The 25,885-nt window shown below is 56.0% G+C and carries 35 protein-coding genes and 1 tRNA gene; 30 read left to right on the top strand and 6 right to left on the bottom strand.

Going from position 1 to position 25,885, the window contains the following annotated elements; genetic code table 11:
- The first annotated feature begins 25 nt into the window (after positions 1 to 25).
- The 4 genes from pheT to V6L81_RS17745 all read left to right on the top strand — a co-directional run bounded on the left by pheT (position 26) and on the right by V6L81_RS17745 (position 3,203).
- Complete coding sequence (pheT, locus tag V6L81_RS17760) at positions 26 to 2,404, top strand: phenylalanine--tRNA ligase subunit beta (RefSeq protein WP_095001970.1); 2,379 nt, start codon at positions 26 to 28, stop codon at positions 2,402 to 2,404.
- Positions 2,405 to 2,407: 3 nt separating this feature from the next.
- Entirely contained in the window at positions 2,408 to 2,710 is a 303-nt protein-coding gene (ihfA, locus tag V6L81_RS17755) for an integration host factor subunit alpha (RefSeq protein ID WP_002553164.1), read from the top strand.
- Positions 2,691 to 3,047, top strand: a complete 357-nt coding sequence (locus tag V6L81_RS17750) for a MerR family transcriptional regulator (RefSeq protein WP_095001969.1) — start codon at positions 2,691 to 2,693, stop codon at positions 3,045 to 3,047. The genes ihfA and V6L81_RS17750 overlap by 20 nt, the downstream gene beginning before the upstream one ends.
- Positions 3,048 to 3,126: 79 nt before the next feature.
- Positions 3,127 to 3,203, top strand: a tRNA-Pro gene (locus V6L81_RS17745).
- Between the two features lie 83 nt (positions 3,204 to 3,286).
- Here V6L81_RS17745 and V6L81_RS17740 read toward each other — a convergent pair.
- From V6L81_RS17740 to V6L81_RS17730, 3 genes are read right to left on the bottom strand one after another with little or no spacing between them, the layout of a single operon-like run.
- Positions 3,287 to 4,438, bottom strand: coding sequence for a tyrosine-type recombinase/integrase (locus V6L81_RS17740; protein WP_338661120.1), 1,152 nt, complete (start codon positions 4,436 to 4,438; stop codon positions 3,287 to 3,289).
- On the bottom strand, positions 4,339 to 4,755 hold the full coding sequence (locus tag V6L81_RS17735) for a hypothetical protein (RefSeq protein ID WP_338660226.1): 417 nt from the start codon (positions 4,753 to 4,755) through the stop codon (positions 4,339 to 4,341). Before V6L81_RS17735 ends, V6L81_RS17740 begins: the two co-directional genes overlap by 100 nt.
- A 43-nt stretch (positions 4,756 to 4,798) precedes the next feature.
- The gene (locus V6L81_RS17730; RefSeq protein ID WP_338660225.1) at positions 4,799 to 5,338 is read right to left on the bottom strand and encodes a hypothetical protein; all 540 of its coding nucleotides are present in this window, start codon (positions 5,336 to 5,338) and stop codon (positions 4,799 to 4,801) included.
- 792 nt (positions 5,339 to 6,130) lie between these two features.
- Between V6L81_RS17730 and V6L81_RS17725 the strand changes: the two genes are divergently transcribed.
- Positions 6,131 to 6,793 carry a hypothetical protein gene (locus V6L81_RS17725; protein WP_338660224.1) on the top strand — a complete coding sequence of 221 codons (663 nt, stop codon included), beginning with the start codon at positions 6,131 to 6,133 and terminating at the stop codon, positions 6,791 to 6,793.
- A gap of 4 nt (positions 6,794 to 6,797) precedes the next feature.
- Entirely contained in the window at positions 6,798 to 7,532 is a 735-nt protein-coding gene (locus V6L81_RS17720) for a hypothetical protein (protein WP_338660223.1), read from the top strand.
- A 183-nt stretch (positions 7,533 to 7,715) separates the two neighbouring features.
- On the opposite strand, the gene V6L81_RS17715 is transcribed toward V6L81_RS17720, so the two are convergent.
- The 3 genes from V6L81_RS17715 to V6L81_RS17705 form a co-directional block, all read right to left on the bottom strand.
- Positions 7,716 to 8,063 (bottom strand): hypothetical protein, encoded by a 348-nt coding sequence (locus V6L81_RS17715; protein ID WP_338660222.1) that lies wholly within the window; start codon positions 8,061 to 8,063, stop codon positions 7,716 to 7,718.
- 391 nt (positions 8,064 to 8,454) lie between these two features.
- Complete coding sequence (locus V6L81_RS17710) at positions 8,455 to 8,838, bottom strand: response regulator transcription factor (RefSeq protein ID WP_106117438.1); 384 nt, start codon at positions 8,836 to 8,838, stop codon at positions 8,455 to 8,457.
- Positions 8,839 to 9,488: 650 nt separating this feature from the next.
- A complete protein-coding gene (locus V6L81_RS17705) occupies positions 9,489 to 10,199 on the bottom strand; it encodes a S24 family peptidase (RefSeq protein ID WP_338660221.1) in 711 nt (236 codons plus the stop codon).
- 115 nt (positions 10,200 to 10,314) lie between these two features.
- Between V6L81_RS17705 and V6L81_RS17700 the strand changes: the two genes are divergently transcribed.
- From V6L81_RS17700 to V6L81_RS17585, 24 genes are all read left to right on the top strand, one after another.
- Positions 10,315 to 10,584 (top strand): hypothetical protein, encoded by a 270-nt coding sequence (locus tag V6L81_RS17700; RefSeq protein WP_053225490.1) that lies wholly within the window; start codon positions 10,315 to 10,317, stop codon positions 10,582 to 10,584.
- Positions 10,585 to 10,886: 302 nt separating this feature from the next.
- Positions 10,887 to 11,597: a helix-turn-helix domain-containing protein gene (locus tag V6L81_RS17695; RefSeq protein ID WP_338660220.1), complete on the top strand. Its 711-nt coding sequence runs from the start codon at positions 10,887 to 10,889 to the stop codon at positions 11,595 to 11,597.
- Positions 11,590 to 12,957, top strand: coding sequence for a replicative DNA helicase (gene dnaB, locus V6L81_RS17690; RefSeq protein ID WP_338660219.1), 1,368 nt, complete (start codon positions 11,590 to 11,592; stop codon positions 12,955 to 12,957). The genes V6L81_RS17695 and dnaB overlap by 8 nt, the downstream gene beginning before the upstream one ends.
- Positions 12,957 to 13,175 carry a DUF3310 domain-containing protein gene (locus V6L81_RS17685; protein ID WP_120265928.1) on the top strand — a complete coding sequence of 73 codons (219 nt, stop codon included), beginning with the start codon at positions 12,957 to 12,959 and terminating at the stop codon, positions 13,173 to 13,175. The genes dnaB and V6L81_RS17685 overlap by 1 nt, the downstream gene beginning before the upstream one ends.
- Before the next feature lie 26 nt (positions 13,176 to 13,201).
- Positions 13,202 to 14,497 (top strand): site-specific integrase, encoded by a 1,296-nt coding sequence (locus V6L81_RS17680; protein WP_338660698.1) that lies wholly within the window; start codon positions 13,202 to 13,204, stop codon positions 14,495 to 14,497.
- A gap of 2 nt (positions 14,498 to 14,499) precedes the next feature.
- Positions 14,500 to 14,715, top strand: coding sequence for a hypothetical protein (locus V6L81_RS17675; RefSeq protein WP_095023624.1), 216 nt, complete (start codon positions 14,500 to 14,502; stop codon positions 14,713 to 14,715).
- On the top strand, positions 14,715 to 15,401 hold the full coding sequence (locus V6L81_RS17670) for a hypothetical protein (protein WP_338660218.1): 687 nt from the start codon (positions 14,715 to 14,717) through the stop codon (positions 15,399 to 15,401). The genes V6L81_RS17675 and V6L81_RS17670 overlap by 1 nt, the downstream gene beginning before the upstream one ends.
- A 174-nt stretch (positions 15,402 to 15,575) precedes the next feature.
- Entirely contained in the window at positions 15,576 to 16,232 is a 657-nt protein-coding gene (locus V6L81_RS17665) for a hypothetical protein (protein ID WP_338660217.1), read from the top strand.
- Between the two features lie 141 nt (positions 16,233 to 16,373).
- Positions 16,374 to 16,703, top strand: a complete 330-nt coding sequence (locus V6L81_RS17660; RefSeq protein WP_019829116.1) for a phage holin, lambda family — start codon at positions 16,374 to 16,376, stop codon at positions 16,701 to 16,703.
- A gap of 60 nt (positions 16,704 to 16,763) precedes the next feature.
- A complete protein-coding gene (locus V6L81_RS17655) occupies positions 16,764 to 16,961 on the top strand; it encodes a hypothetical protein (RefSeq protein ID WP_338660216.1) in 198 nt (65 codons plus the stop codon).
- On the top strand, positions 16,958 to 17,299 hold the full coding sequence (locus tag V6L81_RS17650) for an HNH endonuclease signature motif containing protein (RefSeq protein ID WP_338660215.1): 342 nt from the start codon (positions 16,958 to 16,960) through the stop codon (positions 17,297 to 17,299). Before V6L81_RS17655 ends, V6L81_RS17650 begins: the two co-directional genes overlap by 4 nt.
- 230 nt (positions 17,300 to 17,529) lie before the next feature.
- The gene (locus V6L81_RS17645; protein WP_338660697.1) at positions 17,530 to 18,024 is read left to right on the top strand and encodes a terminase small subunit; all 495 of its coding nucleotides are present in this window, start codon (positions 17,530 to 17,532) and stop codon (positions 18,022 to 18,024) included.
- Entirely contained in the window at positions 18,025 to 19,698 is a 1,674-nt protein-coding gene (locus tag V6L81_RS17640; RefSeq protein WP_338660214.1) for a terminase large subunit, read from the top strand. It begins immediately after the preceding gene.
- Positions 19,698 to 20,969, top strand: a complete 1,272-nt coding sequence (locus V6L81_RS17635) for a phage portal protein (protein WP_338660213.1) — start codon at positions 19,698 to 19,700, stop codon at positions 20,967 to 20,969. Before V6L81_RS17640 ends, V6L81_RS17635 begins: the two co-directional genes overlap by 1 nt.
- Before the next feature lie 17 nt (positions 20,970 to 20,986).
- Positions 20,987 to 21,649 carry an HK97 family phage prohead protease gene (locus V6L81_RS17630; protein ID WP_338660212.1) on the top strand — a complete coding sequence of 221 codons (663 nt, stop codon included), beginning with the start codon at positions 20,987 to 20,989 and terminating at the stop codon, positions 21,647 to 21,649.
- Positions 21,650 to 21,652: 3 nt separating this feature from the next.
- Positions 21,653 to 22,822, top strand: coding sequence for a phage major capsid protein (locus V6L81_RS17625; protein ID WP_338660211.1), 1,170 nt, complete (start codon positions 21,653 to 21,655; stop codon positions 22,820 to 22,822).
- 37 nt (positions 22,823 to 22,859) lie between these two features.
- A complete protein-coding gene (locus V6L81_RS17620; protein WP_338661107.1) occupies positions 22,860 to 23,138 on the top strand; it encodes a hypothetical protein in 279 nt (92 codons plus the stop codon).
- On the top strand, positions 23,135 to 23,467 hold the full coding sequence (locus tag V6L81_RS17615; RefSeq protein ID WP_019822885.1) for a head-tail connector protein: 333 nt from the start codon (positions 23,135 to 23,137) through the stop codon (positions 23,465 to 23,467). Before V6L81_RS17620 ends, V6L81_RS17615 begins: the two co-directional genes overlap by 4 nt.
- Positions 23,464 to 23,799 carry a phage head closure protein gene (locus tag V6L81_RS17610; RefSeq protein WP_338660209.1) on the top strand — a complete coding sequence of 112 codons (336 nt, stop codon included), beginning with the start codon at positions 23,464 to 23,466 and terminating at the stop codon, positions 23,797 to 23,799. The genes V6L81_RS17615 and V6L81_RS17610 overlap by 4 nt, the downstream gene beginning before the upstream one ends.
- Positions 23,792 to 24,265, top strand: coding sequence for an HK97-gp10 family putative phage morphogenesis protein (locus tag V6L81_RS17605; RefSeq protein WP_338660208.1), 474 nt, complete (start codon positions 23,792 to 23,794; stop codon positions 24,263 to 24,265). Before V6L81_RS17610 ends, V6L81_RS17605 begins: the two co-directional genes overlap by 8 nt.
- Positions 24,265 to 24,630 (top strand): DUF3168 domain-containing protein, encoded by a 366-nt coding sequence (locus V6L81_RS17600; RefSeq protein WP_338660207.1) that lies wholly within the window; start codon positions 24,265 to 24,267, stop codon positions 24,628 to 24,630. The genes V6L81_RS17605 and V6L81_RS17600 overlap by 1 nt, the downstream gene beginning before the upstream one ends.
- Before the next feature lie 57 nt (positions 24,631 to 24,687).
- Positions 24,688 to 25,179, top strand: coding sequence for a phage tail tube protein (locus V6L81_RS17595; RefSeq protein WP_338660206.1), 492 nt, complete (start codon positions 24,688 to 24,690; stop codon positions 25,177 to 25,179).
- A 9-nt stretch (positions 25,180 to 25,188) separates the two neighbouring features.
- On the top strand, positions 25,189 to 25,539 hold the full coding sequence (locus V6L81_RS17590; protein WP_133078712.1) for a phage tail assembly chaperone family protein, TAC: 351 nt from the start codon (positions 25,189 to 25,191) through the stop codon (positions 25,537 to 25,539).
- 29 nt (positions 25,540 to 25,568) lie between these two features.
- A complete protein-coding gene (locus V6L81_RS17585; protein ID WP_338660205.1) occupies positions 25,569 to 25,826 on the top strand; it encodes a hypothetical protein in 258 nt (85 codons plus the stop codon).
- The last annotated feature ends 59 nt before the right edge of the window (positions 25,827 to 25,885 follow it).

Raw genomic sequence — 25,885 nt, 5'->3', positions numbered from 1 at the left:
CGTAACGAATTCTTAGGAGAGCAGGATGAAATTCAGTGAACAATGGCTGCGTGGTTGGGTAAACCCGCAGGTAGGTCGCGACGAGCTGGTTGCTCGTCTGTCGATGGCCGGTCTTGAGGTCGACAGCGTTACGCCGGCCGCCGGTGTATTCAGTGGCGTGGTTGTGGGCGAGGTGCTGAGCACCGAGCAACACCCTGATGCTGACAAGCTTCGTGTTTGCCAGGTCAGCAATGGTGCCGAGACTTTTCAGGTAGTGTGTGGTGCGCCCAACGTGCGCCCTGGCTTGAAAATCCCGTTCGCCATGATCGGTGCCGAACTGCCGGGTGACTTCAAAATCAAAAAGGCCAAGCTGCGTGGCGTTGAGTCCAACGGCATGCTGTGCTCGCAAGCAGAACTGCAAGTGGGCGAGGGCAATGACGGCCTGATGGAGTTGCCGGCCGATGCACCGGTGGGCGAGGACATCCGCGTCTATCTGGGTCTTGAAGACGCCAGCATTGAAGTCGACCTTACGCCGAACCGTGGCGACTGCCTGTCGCTGGCAGGTCTGGCGCGTGAAGTGGGCGCTCTGTATAACGCCCAGGTGACTCGCCCGGTGGTTGCGCCAGTTGCTGCGGTACACGAGGAAGTGCGTCCGGTTGAAGTGCTGGCACCTGCTGCTTGCCCGCGCTACCTGGGCCGTGTGATCCGCAATGTCGACCTGTCCCGGCCAACGCCGCTGTGGATGGTTGAGCGCCTGCGTCGCGCTGACGTGCGCAGCATCGATGCCGCTGTCGACATTACCAACTATGTCATGCTGGAACTGGGTCAGCCGTTGCACGCGTTCGACCTTGCCGAGATCAATGGCGGCATTCGTGTACGCATGGCTGAAGAAGGCGAGAAGCTGGTACTGCTCGACGGCCAGGAAGTCACCTTGCGCAGCGACACGCTGGTGATTGCAGACCATACCCGCGCTTTGGCCATTGCCGGCGTAATGGGTGGCGAGCACAGCGGTGTGACCGACAAGACCCGCGACATATTCCTTGAAAGCGCTTTCTTTGATCAGATCGCCGTTGCTGGCAAGGCCCGCTCCTACGGCCTGCACACCGACGCTTCGCACCGCTACGAGCGTGGCGTGGACTGGAAACTGGCCCGTGAAGCCATGGAGCGCGCCACTGGCCTGCTGCTGGAAATCACTGGCGGCGAAGCTGGACCGATCGTTGAAACCGTCAGCGAGCAGTATCTGCCATCGATTGCACCGATCACCTTGCGTGCAGCGCGTATCAGCCAGATGCTCGGCATGGAAATGGACGCGGCGGAAGTTGAGCGTCTGCTCAGCGCCCTGGGCCTGACCATCACCGCTGAAGGGGCAGGGCAATGGCGCGTAGAAGTGCCAAGCCATCGCTTCGATATCAGCCTGGAAGTTGACCTGATCGAAGAACTGGCGCGCCTGTACGGCTACAACCGCCTGCCGGTCCGTTACCCGCAGGCCCGTCTGGCACCGCAAGCCAAAGCAGAGGCGCGTAGCGACCTGCCAGAGTTGCGTCGTTTGCTGGTTGCTCGTGGTTATCAGGAAGCAATCACCTACAGCTTTATCGACCCGAAACAGTTCGAACTGTTTAGCCCGGGTGTTGAACCGCTGTTGCTGGCCAATCCGATTTCCAACGACATGGCTGCCATGCGTGCCTCGTTGTGGCCCGGCCTGGTCAAGTCGTTGCAGCACAACCTGAACCGTCAGCAAGATCGCGTTCGCCTGTTTGAAAGCGGCCTGCGTTTTGTTGGCCAGCTTGAGGGTCTGAAACAAGAGCCGATGCTGGCGGGTGTTGTTTGCGGCAGTCGTCTGCCTGAAGGCTGGGCTCAAGGTCGTGATGTTGTCGACTTCTTCGACGTCAAGGCTGATGTAGAAGCGGTGCTGGGTTTTGCCGGTGCCCTGGACGCGTTTACCTTCGTGCCGGGCAAACATCCTGCTCTGCATCCGGGCCAGACTGCACGTATCGAGCGTGACGGTCGCGAAGTTGGCTATGTCGGTGCCATCCACCCTGAGCTTTCAAAAAACCTTGGTCTTGACCGTCCAGTGTTTGTTTTTGAACTGGTTCTGGCAGAAGTGGCGGCAGGTAAAATGCCGAAATTCCATGAGTTATCGCGCTTTCCTGAAGTGCGTCGTGACCTGGCGTTGTTGGCCGATCGTGACGTTGCAGCCAGTGCTGTGCTGGATGTAATTCGTGAAAATGCAGGCGAATGGCTGACAGACCTAAGGTTATTTGATGTTTACCAGGGTAAAGGCATTGATCCGCATAGAAAAAGCCTTGCAGTTGGCTTGACCTGGCAGCATCCATCGCGCACTCTTAATGACGATGAGGTGAACGCCGCAACGCAAAATATCCTCACCTCGCTTGAACAAAGGTTGAACGCCACGCTAAGGAAGTGACGTATGGGGGCTCTGACAAAAGCTGAGATGGCGGAACGTCTTTACGAAGAGTTGGGCCTGAATAAACGCGAGGCCAAAGAATTGGTCGAGCTGTTTTTTGAAGAAATCAGGCACGCTCTTGAAGACAACGAGCAGGTCAAACTGTCAGGTTTTGGCAATTTTGATCTGCGTGACAAGCGACAGCGGCCTGGCCGCAATCCGAAAACGGGAGAAGAAATCCCGATCACGGCTCGCCGTGTAGTCACTTTTCGTCCAGGGCAGAAGTTGAAGGCCCGAGTAGAGGCTTATGCTGGAACCAAGTCATAACGACGAGCTCCCGCCGATCCCTGGCAAACGCTACTTCGCCATAGGCGAAGTCAGCGAGCTGTGCGGTGTAAAGCCGCATGTGCTGCGCTACTGGGAGCAAGAATTCCCTCAGCTCAACCCCGTAAAACGTCGCGGAAACCGCCGGTATTATCAGCGCCAGGATGTGCTGATGATCCGGCAGATTCGTGCGCTGCTTTATGACCAGGGTTTCACCATTGGAGGTGCGCGCTTGCGGCTTTCCGGTGATGAAGCCAAAGATGACACCACGCAATACAAGCAGCTGATCCGCCAAACGATCTCCGAATTGGAGGATGTCTTGCTGGTACTGAAGAAATAACCGAGGCATTTAAAATACTTTCGTATTTCAAAAGCTTAAGGTATATTTCTCAACGTTCTAGCAAGTTGTAACGCCTAGTCGGGGCGTAGCGCAGTCCGGTAGCGCACTAGCATGGGGTGCTAGGGGTCGAGTGTTCGAATCACTCCGTCCCGACCATATTATTCAATGACTTAGCCACCTTCTCGGTGGCTTTTTCATTTCTACCCTAGTGACTTTTCGAGTGACCTTGGGTTTTCCTGTTATCCCTGCCTCCTCTTCAGGATCGTCAGCGCTGGTGCGCGTGAGTCGGTTACTGATACCTTGTTTGCCGCCTCAATCAGTTGGTCCAGCTCTGCCGCTGAGTAGTGACTGGTGATGCTGCCGTTCTTATGGCCGAGCAAAGCTTTGCGATCCTCCTCAGTCACGCCTGCTGCACGCAGCCTTCTGCCAAAGGTGTGCTTCAGGTCGTGAATGCGGATCCGGGCGAAACCATCATGTGCCGGCCGCAAATACTTCTCCTGCCATTTCTTCGCCGCCCTGACCCTGGCCTTCTTCCAGGCTGAGTCATTCATGCGGTGAACCATTGTTTCGTCGCCTTCGCCGTCTGGCTTGCCTAAAGGGAAGACGTAGAGCTTGTGCTGGCCTCGCTGCTTCTCAATGACCGACTTGGCCACCGTGTTGAGAATCACCAGGCGCTCGTCCCTGTTCTTCACGCCAGACCTTGCGCTTCGTCCGCCGAACCCGGCCGGAATCAAAAACACCGTGGTATCCAGCTCCGGTACCGCGATTTCCCAATCCCACTGAAGCTTGCAAACCTCCTGCTCCCGACACCCCGTATTGACCTTGAACATGGCCATGGTCTGCAGGTGTGCCGGCAGTTCAGCGAACAAGATCGACTGCTCTTCCCAAGAAAGCGGGTAGGGCTTGCGACAGTTCGTCTTCTCATCCAGGAGCGAGATCATCGGCACAACATCTAGCCATGGTCTGCGCTCATCATCACGCCATTTGCGCGCGCATAGATTGAGAACCCTGATTGCCCGTTGAAGGGCAATGTTGACCGTGCGATTCGTTACAGGCTTGCCCTCGGCAGGGTGCAGCTTGGAATGAATGTACGGTGCCAGGGAGTCGTCATCGATGTGCGTGATCGGCATGTCCCCAATGAACGGATCAAGCTGAGCCATATAGGTTGCAGATATATGGATTGACGCTTGATCCTTCACCTCCAGCAAGAAGCGGGTAGCCGCTTCTCGCCACGTCCTTACCTTTTTGACACCGTAGACCTTTTCCTGTCGAAGCTTTTCCAGCAAGTGGATCAGGTACTGCTCGGCTTCTTGGCGGTCACAAGTGCCAGTACTCTCTTGAATTCGTTCTCCTCTGTACTTTTTGTCGATTTTCCAGATGCCGCTCGGCATTTTCTGGAGGCCGGTGATTGCTTTTTGGGCCATGGCGTAGCTCCGTTATCTTTGCCTTGGCGCTCGCTGCGAGGCCGATTGTTGTCCTGATTGACTGCTTTTTCAATCAGCTTGCTTGCGATGTACGCATCTACCCACTCGTCCAGCTCGATCCGGTCAAAGCCGACACCCTGGGTGCCGATACGAAATTCCCGGACGTGGGGTCTGACTGTTTTGTCGAATTCGCCGCGGCACATTCCGAGGTAACCTGGTGCTTCGCCGGCGCGAAGAATGCGCGGCAGGTGCTGTCCGACCTTTGCGGCTGTTGCGTTTGCCATGGTGAAATACTCCAAGCCGCCGCGCTGGGCGGCATAGGACGGGTTATCGGGTGGCTTTGGCGATGGCGGTGCGTGCATCGAACATGGCGTAATGCAGTTTGTGGAAAATTGCGCAGCTCGGGTCTTCGTGGTCGTCGCCGCCGTGTTCAAAAATCCCGTCAATGGTGCCGCTGTAGTTGCTGGCGATTTGTTCACATTCGCGGGCTATTTCGGCCAACTTGATAAATGCTTTCAGCAGTTCTTCGGTGGAAGATCGTTCCTCGCGACCGATATTCCAAAACCGTTGGCCCCAGTGATCGGTCGGCGGTGGGTTGGTGTTCTGGGCGCCAGAGGCCAAGGCTCCTACAATCGAGTCGCACAAGTCGCGCTTGTAGGCGTTGTCACCATCAATGCTTAGGCCGCGCCGGCGCAGGGCGCTGACTACTTCATTTCTATCGAGGCCTTGATCCTCAAGGACAATGTCCCGCTCTGGTTCGCCCGTGGTGTAGATCACCAAGGCTAGTTTGGCGCCTGGCAGGCAGTGCTCGCTCAGCTTTACCAATGTGTCATTGGCCGCCTGGTGGAATCGCTGAAGTGCAGACATAGGAGTACCTCGCCCGCCGATAACCGGCAGGCATTTAAGGGGAGGGAGGGGTTATGGGTATTTCTTGCTGCTACGTTTGGCGATTGCTTCGAGTTGTTCGGCCATGGCCCACATATCATTGCTATCGCGGCGTGATACCACTTCGGAGCGCTGGACGTTGCGGTCTATATGGACCTTGGCTGTCAGCAGTATCTGCTAGGTCTTGATCATGTGACGAATAAGCTGCTTCACTCTGACGCAACTTGCTGGATTTGGTTTATTTGTCGTATGCGCTCATTCTGCTGCGTGATGCTGTTCTTGGCCCAGTTCAAGCTGGATCGCGAGAATGATTCGCTCAAGGGATATGTAGTATTGGTTTGGTTCGGTGGAGTCGCAAGACAGGTGCCACCACTCATCGCCGATAAGTTTCGTCATCGGCTCACTATGCGCCCCGTAAGGATGATCAGTTGAAGGTGAATTACGTATATCTTCAGCTATATCGAGCGGGACACGTACATTGACCGAGCCTTAACAGAACTACCCTCGTTCTTTCAGGACAATGAGCTGCGCCGTGTTTGTAAACGCCTCACAGTTGAATCGGTGCGGGTTCATCCTCGGGCCGTCAAACCATTCTGGCTCCAAAGGTTGCTGAAATTAGTCACCTTACTTTGATGTCGGCCTCATCGTCTTCTGCTAGCGCTCACTCCTGTACGTAAGCCTGACCTGTCATATTAGAAATGGCTATATCGCCGTAGATTTTTATCATGGCATCATAATGCTATAATGGTCGGCCATTTTTTAGGAGTAATTACCGTGCTTAAAGGAATTAGAACTCTCTCTGTTCAGCTTGCATTATTTATAAGTTCTGGATCGATCAGAGCAGACGAGCTTAGTAGTGCTGTTAGGAATAGAATGAATATTGGGGAGTTTGAGCCAATGATTATTCCAGAAATGGCCGGGATGCCAGATGAGTTTCCTAGGCTTCAAATTAATACCTCGGAAGGCTATCGATTAGCTATGAGTAAAAGTAGAATTGATTTGTTTTTAGCGTTACCTCTAGGAATAGATGACGGTGATATCTGTTCTTTTATTCTTAGCTGTCAAAGTTTGATGTCAATTCTATCCGAGAAGAAAATTGTATTTTCAAGAGTTGGATTTGTTAGGTTGTTTTTTATTGCTCAAGCAAAGGCTGATTTTTTGATAGATGAATTGATGAAGGTGTCTTCTGATGATATCTGTGAGGTCACTATATCGCTAACAAAAAAAGTAATTTGTGCAAATAAGCAAAGTAATAATATTTTTATTTTTTCAACTGGGCAGAATGATTTTGGTGAGTCGGGAGTCGCATTTAATAGGGATATAAATACAGATCTTTCAGATTCGTCGAGTTTGGATGATAAAGAAGTTATCGATTATGTACTTGAAGCCAGCGCTTTAACTGAACTCGGCAGTTTAAAAGACTTTATTAAGGTGTAATGAAATGTCAAAAGATGAGAGCTCTGGGGCTAACCAAAAAAGTAATCGTTCAGCAGTTAACAACAAAAATAATAGTACGTCATCTACAAACTCAAATGGATCTCCTTTTTACCCATCATCCTCAACCAACACGGGATCAGTAAATCCAAACTCACCAGTAGGAGGATCGTCATCGTTTACTGCGGAAGAGGTGATCAGTAGAAAGATAGATGAGTATATTCAGGTGTCAACTGCAGCGGCTGCTGCGAAAATCAATGAAATTTTCACTGAGAAGTTAGTTTTTGTTCAGCAGTCTGAGAAGAAGGTTTCTCAAAGATTGGAAAGTTCAGAAGCTTTAATTGCCTCTATTAATTTGAGCTTGGAAAATATTAAGTCGCAGACTAGTAACTCTCAAAAGCTTCAAGCTGAATTGCAGGAAGAGGTGAAGTATATAAAGGGTAATGCGATTTCTGCGCTGTCAGTTTTTGTTTCATTTTTTGCGTTCATTGCAGTAACAATAAATGTTTTCTCAAAGGCGGAAAGCGTTGTGTCTGCGGCTGTGCTTGTTTTGATTTTTTGGTGTTTGCTCATAGGTTTCAATATCATGATTTCAGTTCAGTTTAAGGTTTTTTCAAACGTAAAAATTATTTGGTTTGCTCTGGCCTTTGTTATATTTGTTTCGATATTTTCAATCGTTGGCTTGTATTACTTTAGTCCGGAGCTACAGGGGGTTCGGTATGTTTTCAAATTTGTCACATAATAAAGCTCATAGGTTTGCTCCGCACGATCGTTTGGGACTCGCTGCAGGCGTTTATGGAGGTCGGGCTGTTCGCGCTCCTTTTCGGTGGATGTTTTTGGCTATTTCCCTTGATTTCAAACTCGCTTAGTCGCAATTGGTACTGGGCTTAGGGAGGGTGGCGTACCACTGAGGTGTTAATATGCTTCACAGATGACTTTTGAAAAGGGCAAGTACGGCCAGTATTGCGCTGATGCGTAATGCCCAGTCTCTCAGTAGCTGACCGAATTGCTTGATGCCGAACTGCGCCGCTTTGGCTTCCAGCGCCCGGGCATGGCTGGTGGCGTTGTTGTGGCCGAAGCGCTCGGCCACAACCACGCCTGTAGCCCGATTGATCAGCGAAAAGGTGTTGTTGCCGCTCGGCCGGACGATGATCAGCGGGGCCAGCGGTGGTGGTTGTACACCGGGCTTTTGGTAGAACTCGGCCGTGGCCTGGTGGGCACGTGCGCGCAACCCGTCGAGAACGGTGATGCGCTGGGCGATTGATGGGTGCATGGTCGATCCTCGACAGGGTTACGGTTATTCGTCAGCACTCAGGCATCACACTGTTTGCCGCTGGGCGCGCAATGGACTGCTGACGGATAAACGCAGGTATTAAAAAGCCCAGTCGAAACCGGGCTGTGTTGCACTCTTAAAACGCCACCGTATGTAAGAGCCTGGCTGTGCGGGCGTGCCCGTCTTGGTTACTTGTGCATGGCTGAGTCCTCCGGTTTGAGCGTCTGTAGGGAAGGGGGATGCAGGTCTCCAGCGTCTGCTGGGTTGGCGTCCGCATCGGTCTGTACTCTGGCCGGAATATGCCGAAGATCAGACCGATACGGCCTGGTGCTGGGGAGTACCAGGGGCTCGGGCAGTTAGCGACAGGCTGTCGTGGCGCTGGTTGATTCGATTAACCGACCAGATCAAAAGAGTCAGCGCGGCGCGCCATTCTCAGCTCGCCACCTCGGCGCTCAGTTGGGCGACGATCACGGCGAGCTATCCCGCTGTCATCAAGACCCTGCATGGTCATCACCGCGACCAGCAGCAGGCAGAGCGGGGTGATGATCTGGCGGCGCATCGCTTCGGCGACCATAGCGCCCTGACGGTGAACGCCGAGCTTGAACATGGCGCAGGCCAGTCGCTTGACCACGGTGCCCGGCGCAATGCCGAACGCTCTGGCGATTTCCTTTGCGGTCATGCCTTGTGCCACGGCAAGAAGAAATTGCAGTTCCCGCGGCGCAAGGCCTCGGCCGAGGTGGCCTTTCCATGCACCGTCTACGATTGTCGATTCCATGATGTTTACCCGGTTGTTTTCCCGCTGCCACCGATGCGGTGGCAGAAGTGAAACTGTCCGTGAAGCACCCGGGCTCGCTACTGGCGACGGCCCGGGGTTGTTGCATCAAGTTTGCTTGGTACGTTGGGTTGGGCCTGCCTTTCGGCTGATGCGCGGTCACATCGTCGGCCCCGCTGTCCGCTGCCTGACCAGGTATTGGGAGCGGCCTTCAGGCTTTCCGCTCCACGCAGGTGAATCGCTCACATGTGCATGACTGCAAACCCTCCATTTGCTGAGGTGTGTTGTTGCGCGCCGTCTTACCGAGGTCGATACGGCAACACTCAGGGAGGCTCCAGCCTTTGAGTGCGCTAACGACCTTTCCCGTCCGGCGCTGTGTAGCTGTTCGTTGTTAAAGAGCGTTCGGGTTGCCCCTGGCATCTCTGCAGCGTTGCCGGTGTTGGCCGGCGATGGAGTGAATTTATCTCTGCGATAAATTACTGTCAATATCATTTTGATAAATTTATCTCCGCGTTCATTGGTTTTTTGATCAATTGCTTTATCACAGACACAAAAAATCCCGCTCGACGGCGGGATTTCGTGTGTATCAATTCTGTGCAGGTGCTATGGGGTGGCCTTAATGCTCGAAGGGAAGCGAGATGCTGCCAGGGCCATCAAAAGTTTCGGCCATTCCACCAATAGATTACCTGCGCCATGATGGTCAGATCATCTTCGCGGTCCGCAGGAACCCTGATGGATTGATATTTGTCGTTGTCAGAAATGATCGTCAGCCCATCCAGGTCTCGCTGTATGCGCTTGATGTGGAGTTGCCCGCGCATCTGGAAAAAATAGATCGCATCTGATTCAACCGACACAACACCAATGTCTACAAGTACCGGGTCGCCGCTGCGAATAGTGGGTGACATGCTGTCCCCGCGACCAGAAATCAGCTTGATATTGTCGATGGATGTGAACACCAGGTTTTGGCGCACCCAAGAGGCGTCAAGGCTCATGGCCTCTACAACGCCGTTGAATTCAGGCGGTTCAGAGCCGGAGCCCATCGAGCCCGCTACATCAAAGCGTTCGATTTCAATTACGGGTCGGTAAGACGAAATTTTCTGTGCCAGGGCGGCCGGCAGAAAATCAACTTCTATTGGCGGCTCAGCTGAAGCGGAATGCTCACTATCCAGCCAGCCCAGAGGCAAGCCTTGGGCCTCTTCGATTTTTCTGGCCAGCCTGTGCCCCAAATTGCGTTTTGGGTTGGGGGAAATGATCAGGCTAATTACCGATGCCGCTGTTCCGCAGGCCGCTGCGAAATCCGCTTGGGATTTGTGCGTGGCTGCAAGGGCTCTGAGGTTTTCTCTGCGAATGCTGTTGGTGTCCATACCCTAATGATCCCTCCTTTTATCTATCTGATAAATAATCAGAACGATCAATGCTTTCTTGCCTTGAAATTATCAATGAGATAAATTTGATAAATATCCAGCAAAGGCACTGCACATGAAAATTCCGATTCCCGGTATGCAGCGATGGCTCACAAAAGCCTGTAACGACGAGCGACAGCGGGTTGCCGACGAAGCAGGGATCTCTGTTGGCTACCTCTGGCTGATCGCTGGGGGCCACCGAAAGCCGTCCGAGTACGTTGCCGCAAAACTGCACAAGGCTACTTCCGGTGAGATTTCGGCGTTCTCTTTTTTTCCGAGGCTGGCCGAAATTGCGGCTGAGTCTGAACAGCCAATCCATTTGATAAGCGAATTATCGGCCTCTTAGAGATCGATAAACAGCGCCTCGGATTAGCTGTTAATCCATCCAGTAATCAAATCGTAGACGAAAAAAAGCCGGTGGCTAGACCGGCTTCAGTACAACACTTGCGGGGTCATTATGAGCACCATTCCATCATCAAGCAACACCTCTGAGAACGCAGCGCAATCCGGCAGAAATCACCAGTCCGCGGCCATGCGCGCTGCACTCCTGGTGCGTTACCAGTACTCCAGCGAGTCCAAAGCCCAGTTCAGTCGGGAGTGCCTTGAACACCTGAAAGCATCGCTTGTGCCTGGGCAGGAGACTTCTGCATGAGCACGATCATCATGAGCGCCTGCTGGCCGCTGCAAGGCATGAGCCCCACCCAGAAAGCTGTGCTGATCAGCCTTGCCGACAATGCAAGCGATGAGGGCGTTTGCTGGCCTTCGATCAACACCATCGGTATTCGCACTTGCTTGTCAGAACGCGCTGTTCGTGGCGCATTGCGCTGGCTGGAAGAGGCCGGTGTTTTGGTCAGCAATCAGCGTTATGGCCGGTCAACCTGGTACACGATAACCCCGGCAGGATATGCCCCCGGCACTAAATGCCCCCCGGCAGCAGATGCCCCACCACCCCGGCAGGAGGTGCCGGTTACCCCGGCAGCAGCTGCCCCCAGAACCGTAAAGGAACCATCAATTGAACCGTCACCTCTCGGGGATGGTTCGAATCCACTGAAAGTCTCGAAGCCGAAGTGCGACCCACAGGCCATCGTTGACCTGTTCAACAACACCCTTCCAGGGCTGCCACAAGTGGCGATGCTCACCAAGGATCGAAAAACCAAGATCAATGCGCGCTGGAACGAAAGTGACGTGCACCAGGATCTGGATTTCTGGGCTGACTTCTTCGCCCTGGTTGGAGAAAGTGAATTCCTGATGGGGCAGGGTGAAGGCCGCAACGGCGGCAAGCCATTCCGCGCCACCTTCGACTGGCTGATCGCCCCGAGCAACTTCGTCAAGGTTGTGGAGGGTAATTACAATGCGTGATCCCTACAGCGTTGAGGCCGAACACGGCGTGCTGGGTGCGATGTTCCTGCGCCCTGAGCTGATCGACATCCTGAGTGCGGACCTGGCTGTCGATGATTTTTACTACCAGGACAACGCAGCCCTGTATCGCGGCATTCTGGCCTTGCACGCCGAAGGCAAGCCGGCCGATGCCGTCACGGTGGGCGTTTACTTGGGTGAGTTGCCCAGCAGCAAGAACGCCACTTGGTATGCGGCTGAAATCACCCGCAACACGCCAAGCGCTGCCAATGCCGCCTCATACGCCATCACCGTGCGCGAGCGCAGCCTCGATCGGGCCATGATCGCGCTCAGCGATCGCATCAACGAGATTGCCCACAGCGACCAGCCGACCGTGGACAAGGTCGCGGCTGTGCAGGCTGAGGCCCAGGCCATCGATAGCCAGTCGGCCACGTCCGAAGTGGTGATGGCCGAAGACATTCTGGATGACTACATCGAGGTTTTGCAGGCCCGGGCAGATCGCGGGGAGGGCATCGACGGCCTGTCTACCGGTATTCCTGATCTGGACGCCAAGCTTCAAGGGCTCAAGGCCGAGCAATTGATCATCATCGCCGGGCGCCCCGCGATGGGTAAGACCACCCTGGCCATGAACATCGCCTCCCATGCCGCCATTCGCGAGAGCAAGAGCGTGATGGTGTTCAGTCTGGAAATGAACAAAACCGGCCTTATGGATCGCTTTATGGCGTCCGAAGGGCGTATCCCCCTGCAACTGATCAAGAACGGTACAGCACCGCAGCGCCACGGCGCCGAGCTGATGAGCGCTGCCGGAAAGCTCAAGCACTCCAAGTTGTCGATCTCTGATCGCGGCTCGATGACGATCAATCGGATTCGCTCGTCTGCCCGCCGTCACAAGCGCCGTCACGGTCTGGATTTGATCGTGATCGACTATCTGCAGCTCCTGGAATCCGACTCGCGCACGTTCAGCCGGGAGCAGGAGGTCAGTTACATGACTCGTTGCGCCAAGCTGATGGCTCGCGAGCTGGGTATTCCGGTGATCATGCTCAGCCAGCTTTCGCGCAAATGCGAAGAGCGCCCCAACAAGCGCCCGCTGTGCTCAGACCTGCGCGAGTCCGGCGCCATCGAGCAAGACGCGGACATCATCCTGTTTGTGTACCGCGACGAGGTTTACCACGAACACAGCGACGCCAAAGGCATCGCAGAAATCATCATCGGCAAGGGCCGAGATATTGAAGCCGGAACTGTACGCACGGCCTTTCTTGGCCAGTACAGCCGATTCGAACAACTGGCGGCGGGCTGGGTTGAGACGCCAACGGTTCAGAAGGTCACCAGCATGGCTAGCCGATACAGCAAGGAGAAGTTCTGATGAGCGCACTTGAAAAACAGGTGTCTGGCGATCACTACAAGTCGTTGAAAATTCAACCTATTGAGTTCATTCACGCTAATGGCATTCCGTTTGCCGAGGGCAGCGTTATCAAGTACGTGACCCGTTGGCGTGACAAAGGTGGCATTGCCGATTTGGAGAAGGCGAAGCACTTTCTTGAAATCCTGATTGAGCTTGAGCGCAAGGTGGTGATCGAGTGAGCCAGTCAACCACCGAAAAGCGCGAGCTGAAGACCCAAATCAAAACCCTGACCGTGAAGCTGTCGGACGCGGAAATTGGCCGCAACTCCAAGCTCGAGCATGTGCGCGACCTGCGCGATGCCGGCCACCCGGCGCTACACTTTCGCTTCTCCAAGAACCGCACCCGTGGCTCCTGGTACTTGCTAAGCAAACGCCGCTGGCACCGCATCGGAGCCTTTCCGGACTTGAGCGCAAAGCAGGTTTTGGCCGAGCTGCCAGCCGTGCGCCTGCGTGTGTCGGCTGATGCGGGGGCGTCCATTTCCCAATGGGTCACCACGGGCGAATTGCTCACCTGGTATGCCGATCGTATGGCCCGTGACCGCAGCCTGTCGGCCAAGCGCAAGAACACTGGCGCCTCGGCCATGAAGTGCCACCTGCTGCCGCGCCTGGGGGACTTGCCGCTGGTGGAGGTCAACAAGGCCACGCTCGATACCCTGTTCATGTGGCCCCTTCAGGAAGCCCTTTCAATCGATTATGTGCGTCTGGCGTTCCAGTTGCTGGCCTTGGCATTCCGGCAGGCGTTGAAGCTGGGCCTGATCTCATCCAACCCGATGGCGGGTATCAAGTTCAGCGACTTCTCCAAAGCCAAGGTCGGGATCAAGCCTTCGCGCCTGCGTGGTGTGCAACTGCAGGATCTGCTGGCCGAGCTGGAGCAGGTCATGGACAGCGAACCGGCTGACGCGATGCTGGCCCTGATGATGCTGTGCCACGGCACGCGAATAGGAGAGACCCGGCAAGCGCGGTGGCCGCATATCAGCCTGGCCGAACGCGAGTGGTTCATTCCAGCCGAGCACACCAAGACCGGCGTGGAGCATCACCTGCCACTGACTGACCAGGTACGGAAACTGTTGATCCAGTACCGCGAAACCCAAACCGCCCGTGGCTATGACGGCCAGTACCTGTTCCCGGCGCGCAACGGCAAGGCCTTGAGCGAAGGGCAGGCCAGTGCCGTGTTCACCCGGTTGGGCAAGGGCGACTGGACCAGCCACGACCTGCGCAAGTTGGCTCGCACGGGCTGGGCAGTCCTCGGCATCGACCACCTGATTGGTGAGCTGCTGATCAACCATGCGATGGGCCACAACGTGAAGGTGTACATCCAGTCTGACGTGATGAACCGCAAGCGTGACGCGCTGGAGAAGTGGCACGCCCATCTAGACGAGAAGGGTTTCAGCCTGATCCACGGGCAGACAGACGTTAGATTCGGAGAATCCCGTAATACGCTGCAGGCCGCTAACGGTAAGGCTTGCAGCGCTATTCAGAAAACAACCATAGGTGAGGATTAAAAATGGCCACCGCAGCTGCTGAGTTGACTGATCAAGAAGCCAAGGTTGCTCAGATGCTGGGGGATGCTTGGAATGAATACCTGAAGCTGCCCATCGAGCATCCGATGGAACAGAAAGAGTTCTGCAGCGCTATTCATGCCTGCCAGAACATGGTGTTGGCCAGATGTGGTGTGCGGGCTTTGAAGTCCACCCAGTCAGTAGCGTTGGAGATCAAGTGATGGGTATGTACAAAGACGTAATGGGCACCCTGGTGCGTGTGCTTGCGGCAGACAACATCGACAACTCCACCAAGCAGAGCTGGCAGAAACTGATCGATGCTGAGTTGCGCTCAGGTGGGCAGGGCGCCGGTATCTCGGTGCGGGACAAGTTCGACTATGACTGCTGTCTGTATGCGCTGCTGCACCGTGAGCTGGCCCCGGCTCAGTGGGATGTGCTGGTGGCGAAGTACTCGACGCACAAGGCCAACAAGGTCGGGGCAATTGGGCGGCTTATCGGCCGCATTACATCCCCGGCCCCGCAGTTGTTCGTCTACAAAGCGGTCACTGCTTGGGCTATACCCAAGATGAAAGGGCTACAGGTGCCTGCTCGTACAGGGCGAGAGGTTGTAAGCAGAAGCCTTCGCGACGATCTTGAGCATGCGGCTGTGGGCAAAATGATCGCTTCAGGCCGGACGATTGATGTGACTGTTGGGCGTGACCAATACATCAAGCGCTCCACTGACATGATCGTGTTGCCAGCTGAGTTCTATGACATGAACACCTGGGACACTGAAGGCAAGCCTGAGTCCACAAGGCGCCGTTGGAAGACTGACATTGCCAAATGTCTTGAGCGATTGGAGGAGGACGCTGCCATACATGCAACCGAGATCTTTGACCGGGAAGAAATCTTTATAGATGCTGCTTGACCATGATGGCGGTTTGATCGTATATTAATCCAATCATGTCGATTTTGCGTGCTGTGATACTGATCAGTACTCAGCAACGCAGAATAAACCCCAAAGCCCAGCCATTGCGTTGGGCTTTTGCGTTTCTGAAGAGCCACTATTTCGTTATCATCGAGTGGATCACGAGGAAACGACATGACAGATCAAATCAAAGCCCTTGGGTTAATTACCGTTAAAAGTAAGCTGCTTGAAAGTGAATTGCGCGAAGCGGGTGCCCAAGGTGCTGGTCTTAAGGAGCTAAGCCAAAGTGTTAGCCACTTATTCGATGAGGCTGGTGTTATCCGCATGCGTCGTGTCTACGAGCTGCGAAACAAGGCCATGCATGAACACGTATTTCAAATAGATCAGAGAGCTCTCGATAGCTACATATCCAATGTGGATTCTATAATCGAAATGCTCTCTCTTCGTAAGGATACTGCCTCGGGACACCTTAAGTGGATGGCTGCAACGGGTTATGTACATCAGCCATCATCTGCTCCGCGAGTGGCTGGAGGGGAGCAGTGCAAGGCCGCCCTTCCACTTCATGTGCCGGAAGCTTTGACCGAAGTTGATGAGCATAAAGATGATTTGCTAGTTGATAGCGTTGTTAAGGAAGCTAAACCTAATACCAGCAGAGTAAAGCTGTTGAGCGCCGAACAGCGTGAAGGCTTGGCGTTCGATAAATCTCAATCGAAGCCTTATGGAAAAGCAACAAAGCCTTTGTTATCGCCAGCTATGAAGAAAACAGCCCAAAAGGTTGCTATAAACATTGCGACTCGAGTGGTGGTGTCAGTGTTAAGAAAAATTTTCTGAGTTCCCTCAACTTAAGTTAGCCACTGAAGCCTCGGCATTTGCCGAGGCTTTTTCGTTTTCGGCCCCGCCACACCCATCGCCCTAAGCTGGGAGTGTTGTCGGGGCCGAACCCATTCTACTCCCTGCTCGGGAGGACACTGGATGCCTCATATGCCTGATAAGCCAGACACCTGGGTGATAGCGCTCGCGTGGCTGAGTCAGCACTCGCCGACGATCTATGCCGCCACACTGTCCTTTGTAATGGCGGCGCTGCGGATCATTTACGGCGGCGGCACTCGGCGGCAGGCAATGCTCGAAGCAACCATCTGCATGCTGCTCACCACCAGCCTGATTGCCGTGCTGGAGTACTTCGGCCTGCCGTCCAGCCTGGCCACACCGGCAGGCATCTGGATTGGTTTCTTGGGTGTGAAGAAGATCGCCGACCTGGCTGACCGCTTCGCTGACTTCAAGCTACCACGGCGGTCCGAGTGATGGCCTGCAGCAGCTGCGCCGCCCGGCGCGAACAACTCAACAAATGGAGGGCGATCGCATATGAGCGCGCAGCAGAACTCTTTGGCTGGCCTGCTCAGCCAGGTACTGGCGGAACAGATGAAGCAGACAGTGATCCTCCAACGGATAGCGACCCAACAGACCCAGTTGATCACAGCCTTGGCCGAGGAGGGGATTGAGCAGGACCCCGAGTCAGAGCCTCTGACCTACATGAGCGGCGCACCGCGCCATCCAGCATGAGCCGCCTCAAGACACTGGCCACACGCCTGCAACCCCAGGCTAATCGCATAGCAACCGCAGTGCCTGGGTCATGGCGCAGTGACAAGGCCACCTCGACCCAACGCGGTTACGGTTACGCATGGCAACAGGCGCGGCTGGTGCATCTCAATGCCCATCCCCTGTGCGTCTACTGCGAGCGTGATGACCGGGTGACAGCAGCCAGCGTGGTCGACCACATCATCCCGCACCGTGGCGACATGGCGCTGTTTTGGGATCGGAGCAATTGGCAGTCGCTGTGCAGACCTTGCCACGATATCGTCAAAAAGCGTGAGGAATCAGCAGGTTGCACGACCTTGTAATGTCAAACTTTATTGTGCGATTCGGGTGAAGATATGCGAATAAGAATGTGTATCAATAAAGTTGTTGCAATTAATTCGCATTTATGAATCTGAGAATGATTCTTATTTGATTTAATGGGAATATTTCTCATTTGGTGGAGGGGGGAGGGTAAAACTCCAGAGGCCTTTTGCTCCTAGACCACCCATCCCCGCACGTGCACATTTTTTCCCCTTTTCAGGAATTTTTGTTAATGGCTTTAACACCCAAGAAGCGGGCATTCGTCGACGCTTTGCGGGGCGGTGCCTCAAATAAGGATGCAGCCATCGCCGCAGGCTACGCGGCTTCCAGCGCATCGGCCGCCGGTTCACGGCTGGCAAAAGACCCTTACGTCATGGCCGCCATGGCCGGGACGACCTTTAACAAAAAAGTTAACAAAATTGTTAAAGCTCCAGCAGCGCAACAACCGGCTGCTGATGCGACACAAGCAGCTGATCCCGATGACGGCCCGGGCTTCGATTTGAACAGGGCCTTGTCATTCTCTGACCCGAAAGCGTTCCTGCTGGCTGCCATGAATGACCATGAAGCTGAGGCAAAGCTGCGGGTCGATGCTGCCAAAGCACTGATGCCCTTTATGCACCCGCGCAAAGGCGAGACCGGCAAAAAGACCGAGCGCGAAAACGCGGCGAAGGTTGCCGGGGCAGGGCGTTTTGGCTCAAGCCCACCCCCATTGAAGGCGGTCAAGTAAATGCAATGGACGACCGCCTGCTCGGACTGGGAGCAGAAATTGCGCCTGGGGCAATCGATCATCCCGGCGCCGCTGTTCCCGCAGGAGGCCGAAGCCGGTCTGGCGGTGTTGCGCGAACTGAAGATCGTCGACGCCCCAGGCAGCCCGACTATTGGCGAGTCCTGCGCCGAGTGGGTGTTCGACTTTGCCGGGGCGATCTTCGGCGCCTACGACTACACCACCGGGCGCCGGATGATCTCGGAATACATGCTGTGCATTCCGAAGAAGAACTCCAAGTCGACCATTGCTGCCGGGATCATGCTTACCGCGCTGATCCGCAATTGGCGCCTGTCGGCCGAGTTCATCATCCTGGCCCCGACCAAGGAAATTGCTGACAACTCATTCAAGCCTGCTGCCGATATGGTCAAGCACGATGAAGAGTTGCGCGACCTGATGCACGTCCAACCGCATCTGCGCACCATTACTCATCGCGAAACCGGCGCCACGCTCAAAGTGGTGGCTGCCGATGGCGACACGGTGGGCGGCAAAAAGGCCGTGGGCGTGCTGATCGACGAAGCCTGGTTGTTCGGCAAGAACGTCAAGGCGCCGGACATTATCCGCGAGGCCACCGGCGGCTTGGCGTCACGGCCTGAAGGCTTTGTTATCTGGCTGACTACGCAGTCCAACGAGCCGCCTGCCGGTGTGTTCCGCGAAAAGCTCAAGTACTCCCGCGCCGTGCGTGACGGGCGTATCGATGACAACCAGTTCCTGCCTGTGATCTACGAATTCCCGCAGGCGATGATCAAAAGCGGCGAAGCCCGCCTGGTTGAAAACTTCCACCTGGTGAATCCGAACATGGGGTTCTCGGTGGATGAAGCCTTCCTGCTGCGCAGCTTCAAAATGGCGCAGGAAGCGGGCGAAGAAGAGCTGCGCGGCTTTCTGGCCAAGCACGCCAATATCGAAGTCGGTCTGGCGCTGCTGTCCGAACGCTGGGCCGGGGCGGACTTTTGGGAGGTGCAGGGCAAGCGCCCTGGCTTGAGCTTCGATGACCTGCTACGCCAGTGCGAAGTGATTGATATCGGCATCGACGGCGGCGGGCTGGATGACTTGCTGGGCTTTGCAGCGGCTGGTAGGCATCGGGTGACACGCGAGTGGTTGTTGTGGAATCACGCTTGGGCTCACCCCTCGGTGTTGGTCCGTCGCCAGTCCGTCGCTGCCAACTTCCACGACTTTGCCAAAGACGGAAACCTCACCCTGGTCGACCAGATCGGTCAGGACGTGGAGCAGGTAGCCAATCTGGTTGCCCGGGTTGAGCAATCCGGCCTGCTGGACAAGGTCGGGCTCGACCCGGCGGGTATCGGCGCGATTCTCGACGCCCTGGTCGAAGCCGGCGTACCCGAAGAAAAGGTTATCGGTATTTCACAGGGCTGGAAGCTGGGCGGTGCGATCAAAACCGCCGAGCGCAAGCTTGCCGAAGGCACCTTGATCCACGGCGGCCAGCCGATGATGGCCTGGTGCTGCGGCAACGCCAAAGTCGAGCCACGCGGTAACTCGATCCTGATCACCAAGCAGGCTTCGGGCTCGGCCAAGATCGATCCGCTGATGGCCACGTTTAACGCGGTGACGCTGCTGTCACTGAATCCAATGCCCTCGGCAAACATCGATGACTTTCTCAACCGACCAATGAGTATGTAATGGCAGACACCGACTACAGCATTGACCTGCGCACCCGCAGTCCTTTCTGGGCGCGTATGGCGAGCTTTTTCGTTGGTGGGCGCCTGGTCTCTCCCGAGAAGGGCTCGCAGACCGGGCCTGTCTCCGCCACTGGCGTGGTGGGCGACTCAGTCGTCAACGATGAGCGCTCGCTACAAATCTCCACCGTGTTCGCCTGCGTGCGACTCATCTCCAGCGTAACGGCCTGCCTACCGCTGGATGTGTTTGAAACCAAGGGTGAGGATCGATCCAAGGTTGGCTTTGATAATCCGCTGGCACGCCTGCTGCGCTACAGCCCCAACCAGTTTATGACCGCCTTCGACTTTCGCGCCGCCATGACCATGCAGCTTTGCTACTACGGCAACGCCTACGCGCTGATCGAGCGCAATAGCGTGGGCGACATCATCAGCCTGGTGCCGCTGATGTCGGTCAATATGGACGTGCGACTCGAAGGTAAGCGGGTCGTGTACCGTTACCGCCGTGACAGTGAATACGCCGACTTCAAACAGTCGGATATTTTCCACCTCAAGGGTTTCGGCTTTAACGGGCTGGTGGGGCTTTCCCCGATTGCCTTTGGCGCCAAGACAGCCGGTGTGGCTGTGGCGATGGAAGATCAGCAGCGGGACTTCTATGCCAATGGCGCGAAGTCGCCGCAGATCCTTATGACCGGCGACGGCAAGACGCTCAACAAGGCCCAGCGCGATCAGCTTGAGGAGAACTTCAAGGAGATCTCCGGTGGGCCTGTCAAAAAGCGCCTATGGGTGCTGGAGGCGGGGTTCACCACCCAGGCCATCGGTGTCAGCCCGCAGGACGCCGAAACCATGGCGGCGCGCAAGTTTCAGGTCAGCGAACTGGCCCGGTTCTTCGGCGTGCCGCCGCACCTGGTGGGCGATGTCGAAAAGTCCACCAGTTGGGGCTCCGGCATCGAGCAGCAAAACCTCGGTTTCTTGCAGTACACCTTGGACCCATATCTCGAAATCTGGGAAACCAGCATTTTGCGCTGGCTGATTAAGCCCGCCGATCTGGGCCGCATCCACGCCGAACACAACCGCGACGGACTGTTGAGCGGTGACTCGACGGCTCGGGCCAATTACATGAAAACCCAAATCGATACGGGTCTGCTCACAGTAAACGAAGGCAGGCGTGTCGGTAACCGGCCTCCACTTCCCGGCGGCGACGTCGCAACCCGGCAGTCTCAGAACGTGCCGCTTACCCAACTTGGCAAAACTAACCCCGCACCCAGCGGGGTTTAGTTTTTCTGGAGACTGAAATGCCGAGCATTTGCAAAACACTGGCCTTCGATCAGGCCGCAATCAAGTTTTCCAGCGGCGGCGCCCAGGGCATTTTCGAAGGCTATGCCAGTGTCTTCAGCGTGGTTGACAGCGACGGCGACATTATGGAGCCGGGTGCCTTTGCTGTCGCACTGAAAACCCAATCCCGGGCCGTGGCCATGTTCTTCAACCACCGGCGCAATGAAATCCCGGTGGGCAAGTGGCTGGATCTGTCAGAAGACAGCACCGGCCTGCATGTCCGGGGTGAGCTGACCCCCGGTAACCCGCAGTCGGACGCCCTCAAGGCGGCAATGATCCACGGCACCGTGGGCGGTATGTCGGTGGGCTTCTCGGCGGCCAAAGGTGACTGCGCGCCCATTGCGACCGGCTACTCGTTCAAAAGCGTCTCCCGGCTAAGCGAAATCAGCATTTGCACCTTCCCCGCGAATGAGCACGCCACGGTATCGGCGCTCAAGAGCATGGACACCATTGAAACCATCCGTGATGCGGAGAACTGGCTGAGAGATTCCGCCGGGCTCTCCAAGTCGGAAGCGTTGGCGTTTATCGCCCGCATCAAGTCCGCAGTTCGGAGCGACTCCGAAGGTGGCGAAATCAACGCGATCCTTGATCGCATCAAGTCCTTCCCATCTGTAGGAAACTAATTCATGTCCGAATTGGCTGATATCCAAAAGGCAATCGAAACCGCGCAAGCGAACATGACCCAACTGTTCGATGCGCAGAAAAAAGAGATCGCCGCCACCGGCGAGATCAGCAAGAAACTGCAAACTGACCTGCAGGCCGTCCAGACCGATCTGACTAAATCCAGCACCCGGTTGTTTGATCTGGAGCAGAAACTGGCGGCTGGCAGCCTGGACAACCCTGAGACGAAGAAGTCCTTCGCCGAGCGCACCGCTGAAGACCTCAAGAAGTCCTGGAACGGCTCGACCTCCGGGAAAGTTGACGTGAAGACGTTCAACAAGGCTTTGGGCAGTGGCGCGGGCTCGGCGGGAGCGCTGATTCAGGCGCAGCAAAACCCTGGCATCCTGATGCCCGGCCTGCGCCGCTTGACCATCCGTGACTTGTTGGCTCAGGGCCGGACCACGTCCAATGCAATCGAGTACGTTCGTGAAAACGTCTTCGTCAACAGCGCCGCATCGGTGGCCGAAGGCACTCTGAAGCCTGAATCTCAGCTGACCTTCACCAAAGAAACCGCCAACGTCAAAACCATCGCTCACTGGATTCAGGCATCGCGCCAGGTGATGGACGACGCGCCGATGCTGGAGTCCTACGTCAACAACCGCCTGCTGTTTGGTTTGGCGCTTGTTGAAGAAGGCCAACTGCTCAACGGTGACGGCACTGGCGACAACCTGATTGGCCTGAACAAGGTGGCCACGGCCTACGATGCAGGCCTGGATGTCGAGGGCGATACCCGCGCCGACCAGATTGCCCATGCGATCTTCCAGACCAGCGAGTCCGAGTTTGAAGCCTCTGGCTTGATCCTTAACCCCCGTGACTGGCACGCCATTGCGCTGCTGAAAGACGCGGATGGTCGCTACATTTTCGGCGGTCCAGCTGCATTTGCGGCGAAGGTCATGTGGGGCTTGCCGGTGGTGGCCACCAAAGCTCAGGCGCTGGGCACCTTCACGGTAGGCGGTTTTGACCTTGCCTCGCAGGTATGGGACCGCATGGACGCCACGGTCGAGGTCAGCAATCAGGATCGCGACAACTTCGTCAAAAACATGCTGACCATCCTGTGTGAAGAGCGTTTGGCCCTGGCTCACTACCGTCCAACCGCGATCATCAAAGGCACTTTCAACCCAGCTGCAGGCGGCTGATTATCGAGGCGGGGCAGGCAACTGCCCCGGTACCGCAATGACCAAAATTCGCGCACTGCGTCAGTTCTCGCACTATCACGCTGGCAGCTTCAACCAGTTCGAAGTGCGGGTGGTTAAAGACGAATATGCAGAAGCATTGATCGGAATGGGCTTGGCAGAAGAGGTCCAGGCCGATCCAATCCTGAAGCCAGAGCCAGAGCCAGAGCCAGAGCCAGAGCCAGAGCCAGAGCCAGAGCCAGAGCCAGAGCCAGAGCCAGAGCCAGAGCCAGAGCCCACAACTCAGGTCGACCTTGAGAAGAAAGGCTCGAAAAAATGACCATCACCGTTGCGGATCTGCTGTCGATTGAGCTGATGCGCAAGCACCTGCGGGTCGATCACCAGGAGGACGACGACCTGATCGAGCTGTATGCCGAGTCTGCTTTGGCCTGGGCCTTGTGGTTCTGCGACAACCCTGCATTTCTTCAAGCCAGCGACATACCCGCATCATTCAAATCAGCACTGCTATTGCTGCTTGGCAACTCCTACGCCGTCCGCGAAGCGGTTGTTGTGGGCACCACGGCGGACAAGGTGCCGCTCGGGGTAGAGTCGTTGCTGTGGTCGTCCCGCAACTTCACAGGCCCGGCCAGAAAGGAGCCTGAGCCATGAGAGCGGGGGATCTGCGACACCCGATCGTCATCCAGCACCAAACCACACAGCAAGACCCGGTCACAGGCGAGGTAGTAACGGCCTGGGTTGAGTTTGCGCGTGTATGGGCGGCAGTCGACCCACTCAGCGCCCGCGACCTGATTGCCGCGCAAGCCAGCCAGTCCCTGGCCAGCGGACGTATCACCATCCGCTATCGCCCGGGCGTGCTGCCAACCATGCGCATCCTGCATCGCGGGCAAATTTTCACAATCATCGGTCAGCCTCTCCCGGACAGAAACTCGGGCCTGGAGTACCTGACCCTTGTTGTCGCTACGGGGGTGAATGATGGCTGACGGTATGCAGTTCAATATCCAAGGGCTCAATGGAGTGGTCGACAAAATGCGCACTCTGGGTCCACGGCTGCAAAAGAAAGGCCTGCGCAAAGCGGCCCGGGCGGCAATGAACATTGTGCGTGATGCCGCGAAAGCTAATGCTAAGGCAATCGACGACCCGGCCACCAAAGAGAAGGTGTTCCGCAACCTGATAACCCAGGAATCGAGCAAGCAGTCCAGGCGCGAAGGCGGGGTTGTGATGAGGGTCGGCGTGCGCGGCGGCTCGGGATCAAATCAGCACAGCAAGGACGCCTCCGGCAACCCCGGCGGCGACACCCGGCATTGGCGTTACATTGAACTCGGTACCGAGCACAACCCGGCGGTGCCGTTTATGCGCCCGGCGTTTTCCAGCAACGTGCAGGCTGTTACCGATCGCTTTGTCGCGGTGCTGAACACTGAAATCAACGCTTTGCTGGGGGCACGCTGATGTACGCACCGATTTTCGCTGTGTGCGCCGCTGACCCGGCAGTAACGGCCTTGCTGGGTGTTTCGCCTGTGCGGATCTACCCCTTTGGCGAAGCGCCCGAAGGTGTCGTCAAGCCCTATGTGGTATGGCAAACGGTCGGCGGCAACCCTGAAAACTATCTGGCGCAACGCCCGGATGTCGACGGTTTTAGCCTGCAAATCGATGTTTATGGCGTGTCCGTGACACAGACCCGTGACACGGCCCAAGCCATCAGAAACGCCATCGAGCTCAAGGCCAATATTGTGCGTTGGGGTGGCGACTCTCGTGACCCGGTCACCAAGTCCTACCGCTACAGCTTCGATGTGGACTGGCTGGTACCGCGCTAACCCAACACCGACCCCCGGCCCGTCTTGAGCGGGCTTTTTCGTTTAAAGGAGACACCCATGTCCGTTCTCACACAGGGCACGCAGGCCTACATCCTCGTACAGGCCGCGCCCGGTACCGGTCCGCTGACCGTCATGGAGGTGGAGTGCATCACCACCTTCGACCCGGCGGGCTCACCGGCAGACCAGATTGAAGACACGTGCCTCAGCGATAAAGATCGCCGTTACAAGAAGGGTTTGCGCACGCCCGGCCAAGCATCCATTGGCCTCAACGCTGACCCCACCAATGCAAGCCACGTCCGTGTGCATCAGCTTTCCGAAGCGGATGACGAGGACAACATCAAGTGGGCCATTGGTTGGGCCGATGGGGCTGCGTCGCCGACCTTGAATGAGGCGGGTGATGACTTTGAATTTCCCAAAACGCGCACATGGTGTGCCTTTGAGGGTTATGTGGCCGACTTCCCGTTTTCTTTCGCGGCAAACGCAGTGGTTGCCTCGACCGTTTCCATTCAGCGTTCCGGCGGTCTCGCCTGGATCCGCAAAACCATCTAAGGGCTTTCCATGAACCTCAAGCAACTCAAAGCCAAAGGCGGCATCGTCGACGGCGCACTGGTTAAAAAGGAAGTGACCTGGGTTCACATCGACTCAAAAACCGATAAGGAAGTAACTGAGAAGTTCGATGTGCATATCCGCCGTCAGTCGTTCGGCGTCATCGAGCGCCTGTTTGCTCCGGGCGAAGCCGAGCAAAGCCGAAATGCCAAGTACATTTCAGGCAGCGTTCTTTTGGGCGAAGAGGGTACCGAACCCCTCACCTATGAAGACGCCTTCAATCTGGAATCGTCCCTGGGCTTTGCGATTCTCAACGCGGTCAATGAAGCCAACGGCACCGGGAAGGATCAGGCAAAAAACTAAGCGCCTCCGATGAGTTCTGGCACGAACTGGTGCTGAACCGCATCGGAGGCAGCACCATTGCCGAAGCCAAGGAGCGGCTGACCCACCGCGAAGTGCTGGACTGGATCGCTTATCGAGAAAAGTACGGCACTCTCGATCAAAACCGCCGTCTGGAGCGTCATTTCGCGTTGCTCAGTCACCTGACCAGCAGGGTGGCTGGCGGGAAAATGGATCTGAGCGATTTCATGGTTTACAGCCAGGCAGAAGGGACGATCAGTCTGGAAGAGGCCATGGCGACATGGAAGTGAGGCTTAAGGGCGCTGCTGCGGCTTTTTCGAGATCCAGCCAAAACAGGACATCAAACCCG

Origin of the sequence: Pseudomonas bubulae (assembly GCF_037023725.1) — a bacterium.
GTDB classification, from domain to species: Bacteria; Pseudomonadota; Gammaproteobacteria; order Pseudomonadales; family Pseudomonadaceae; genus Aquipseudomonas; species Aquipseudomonas bubulae.
This window is presented reverse-complemented; position numbering and strand designations above follow the sequence as displayed.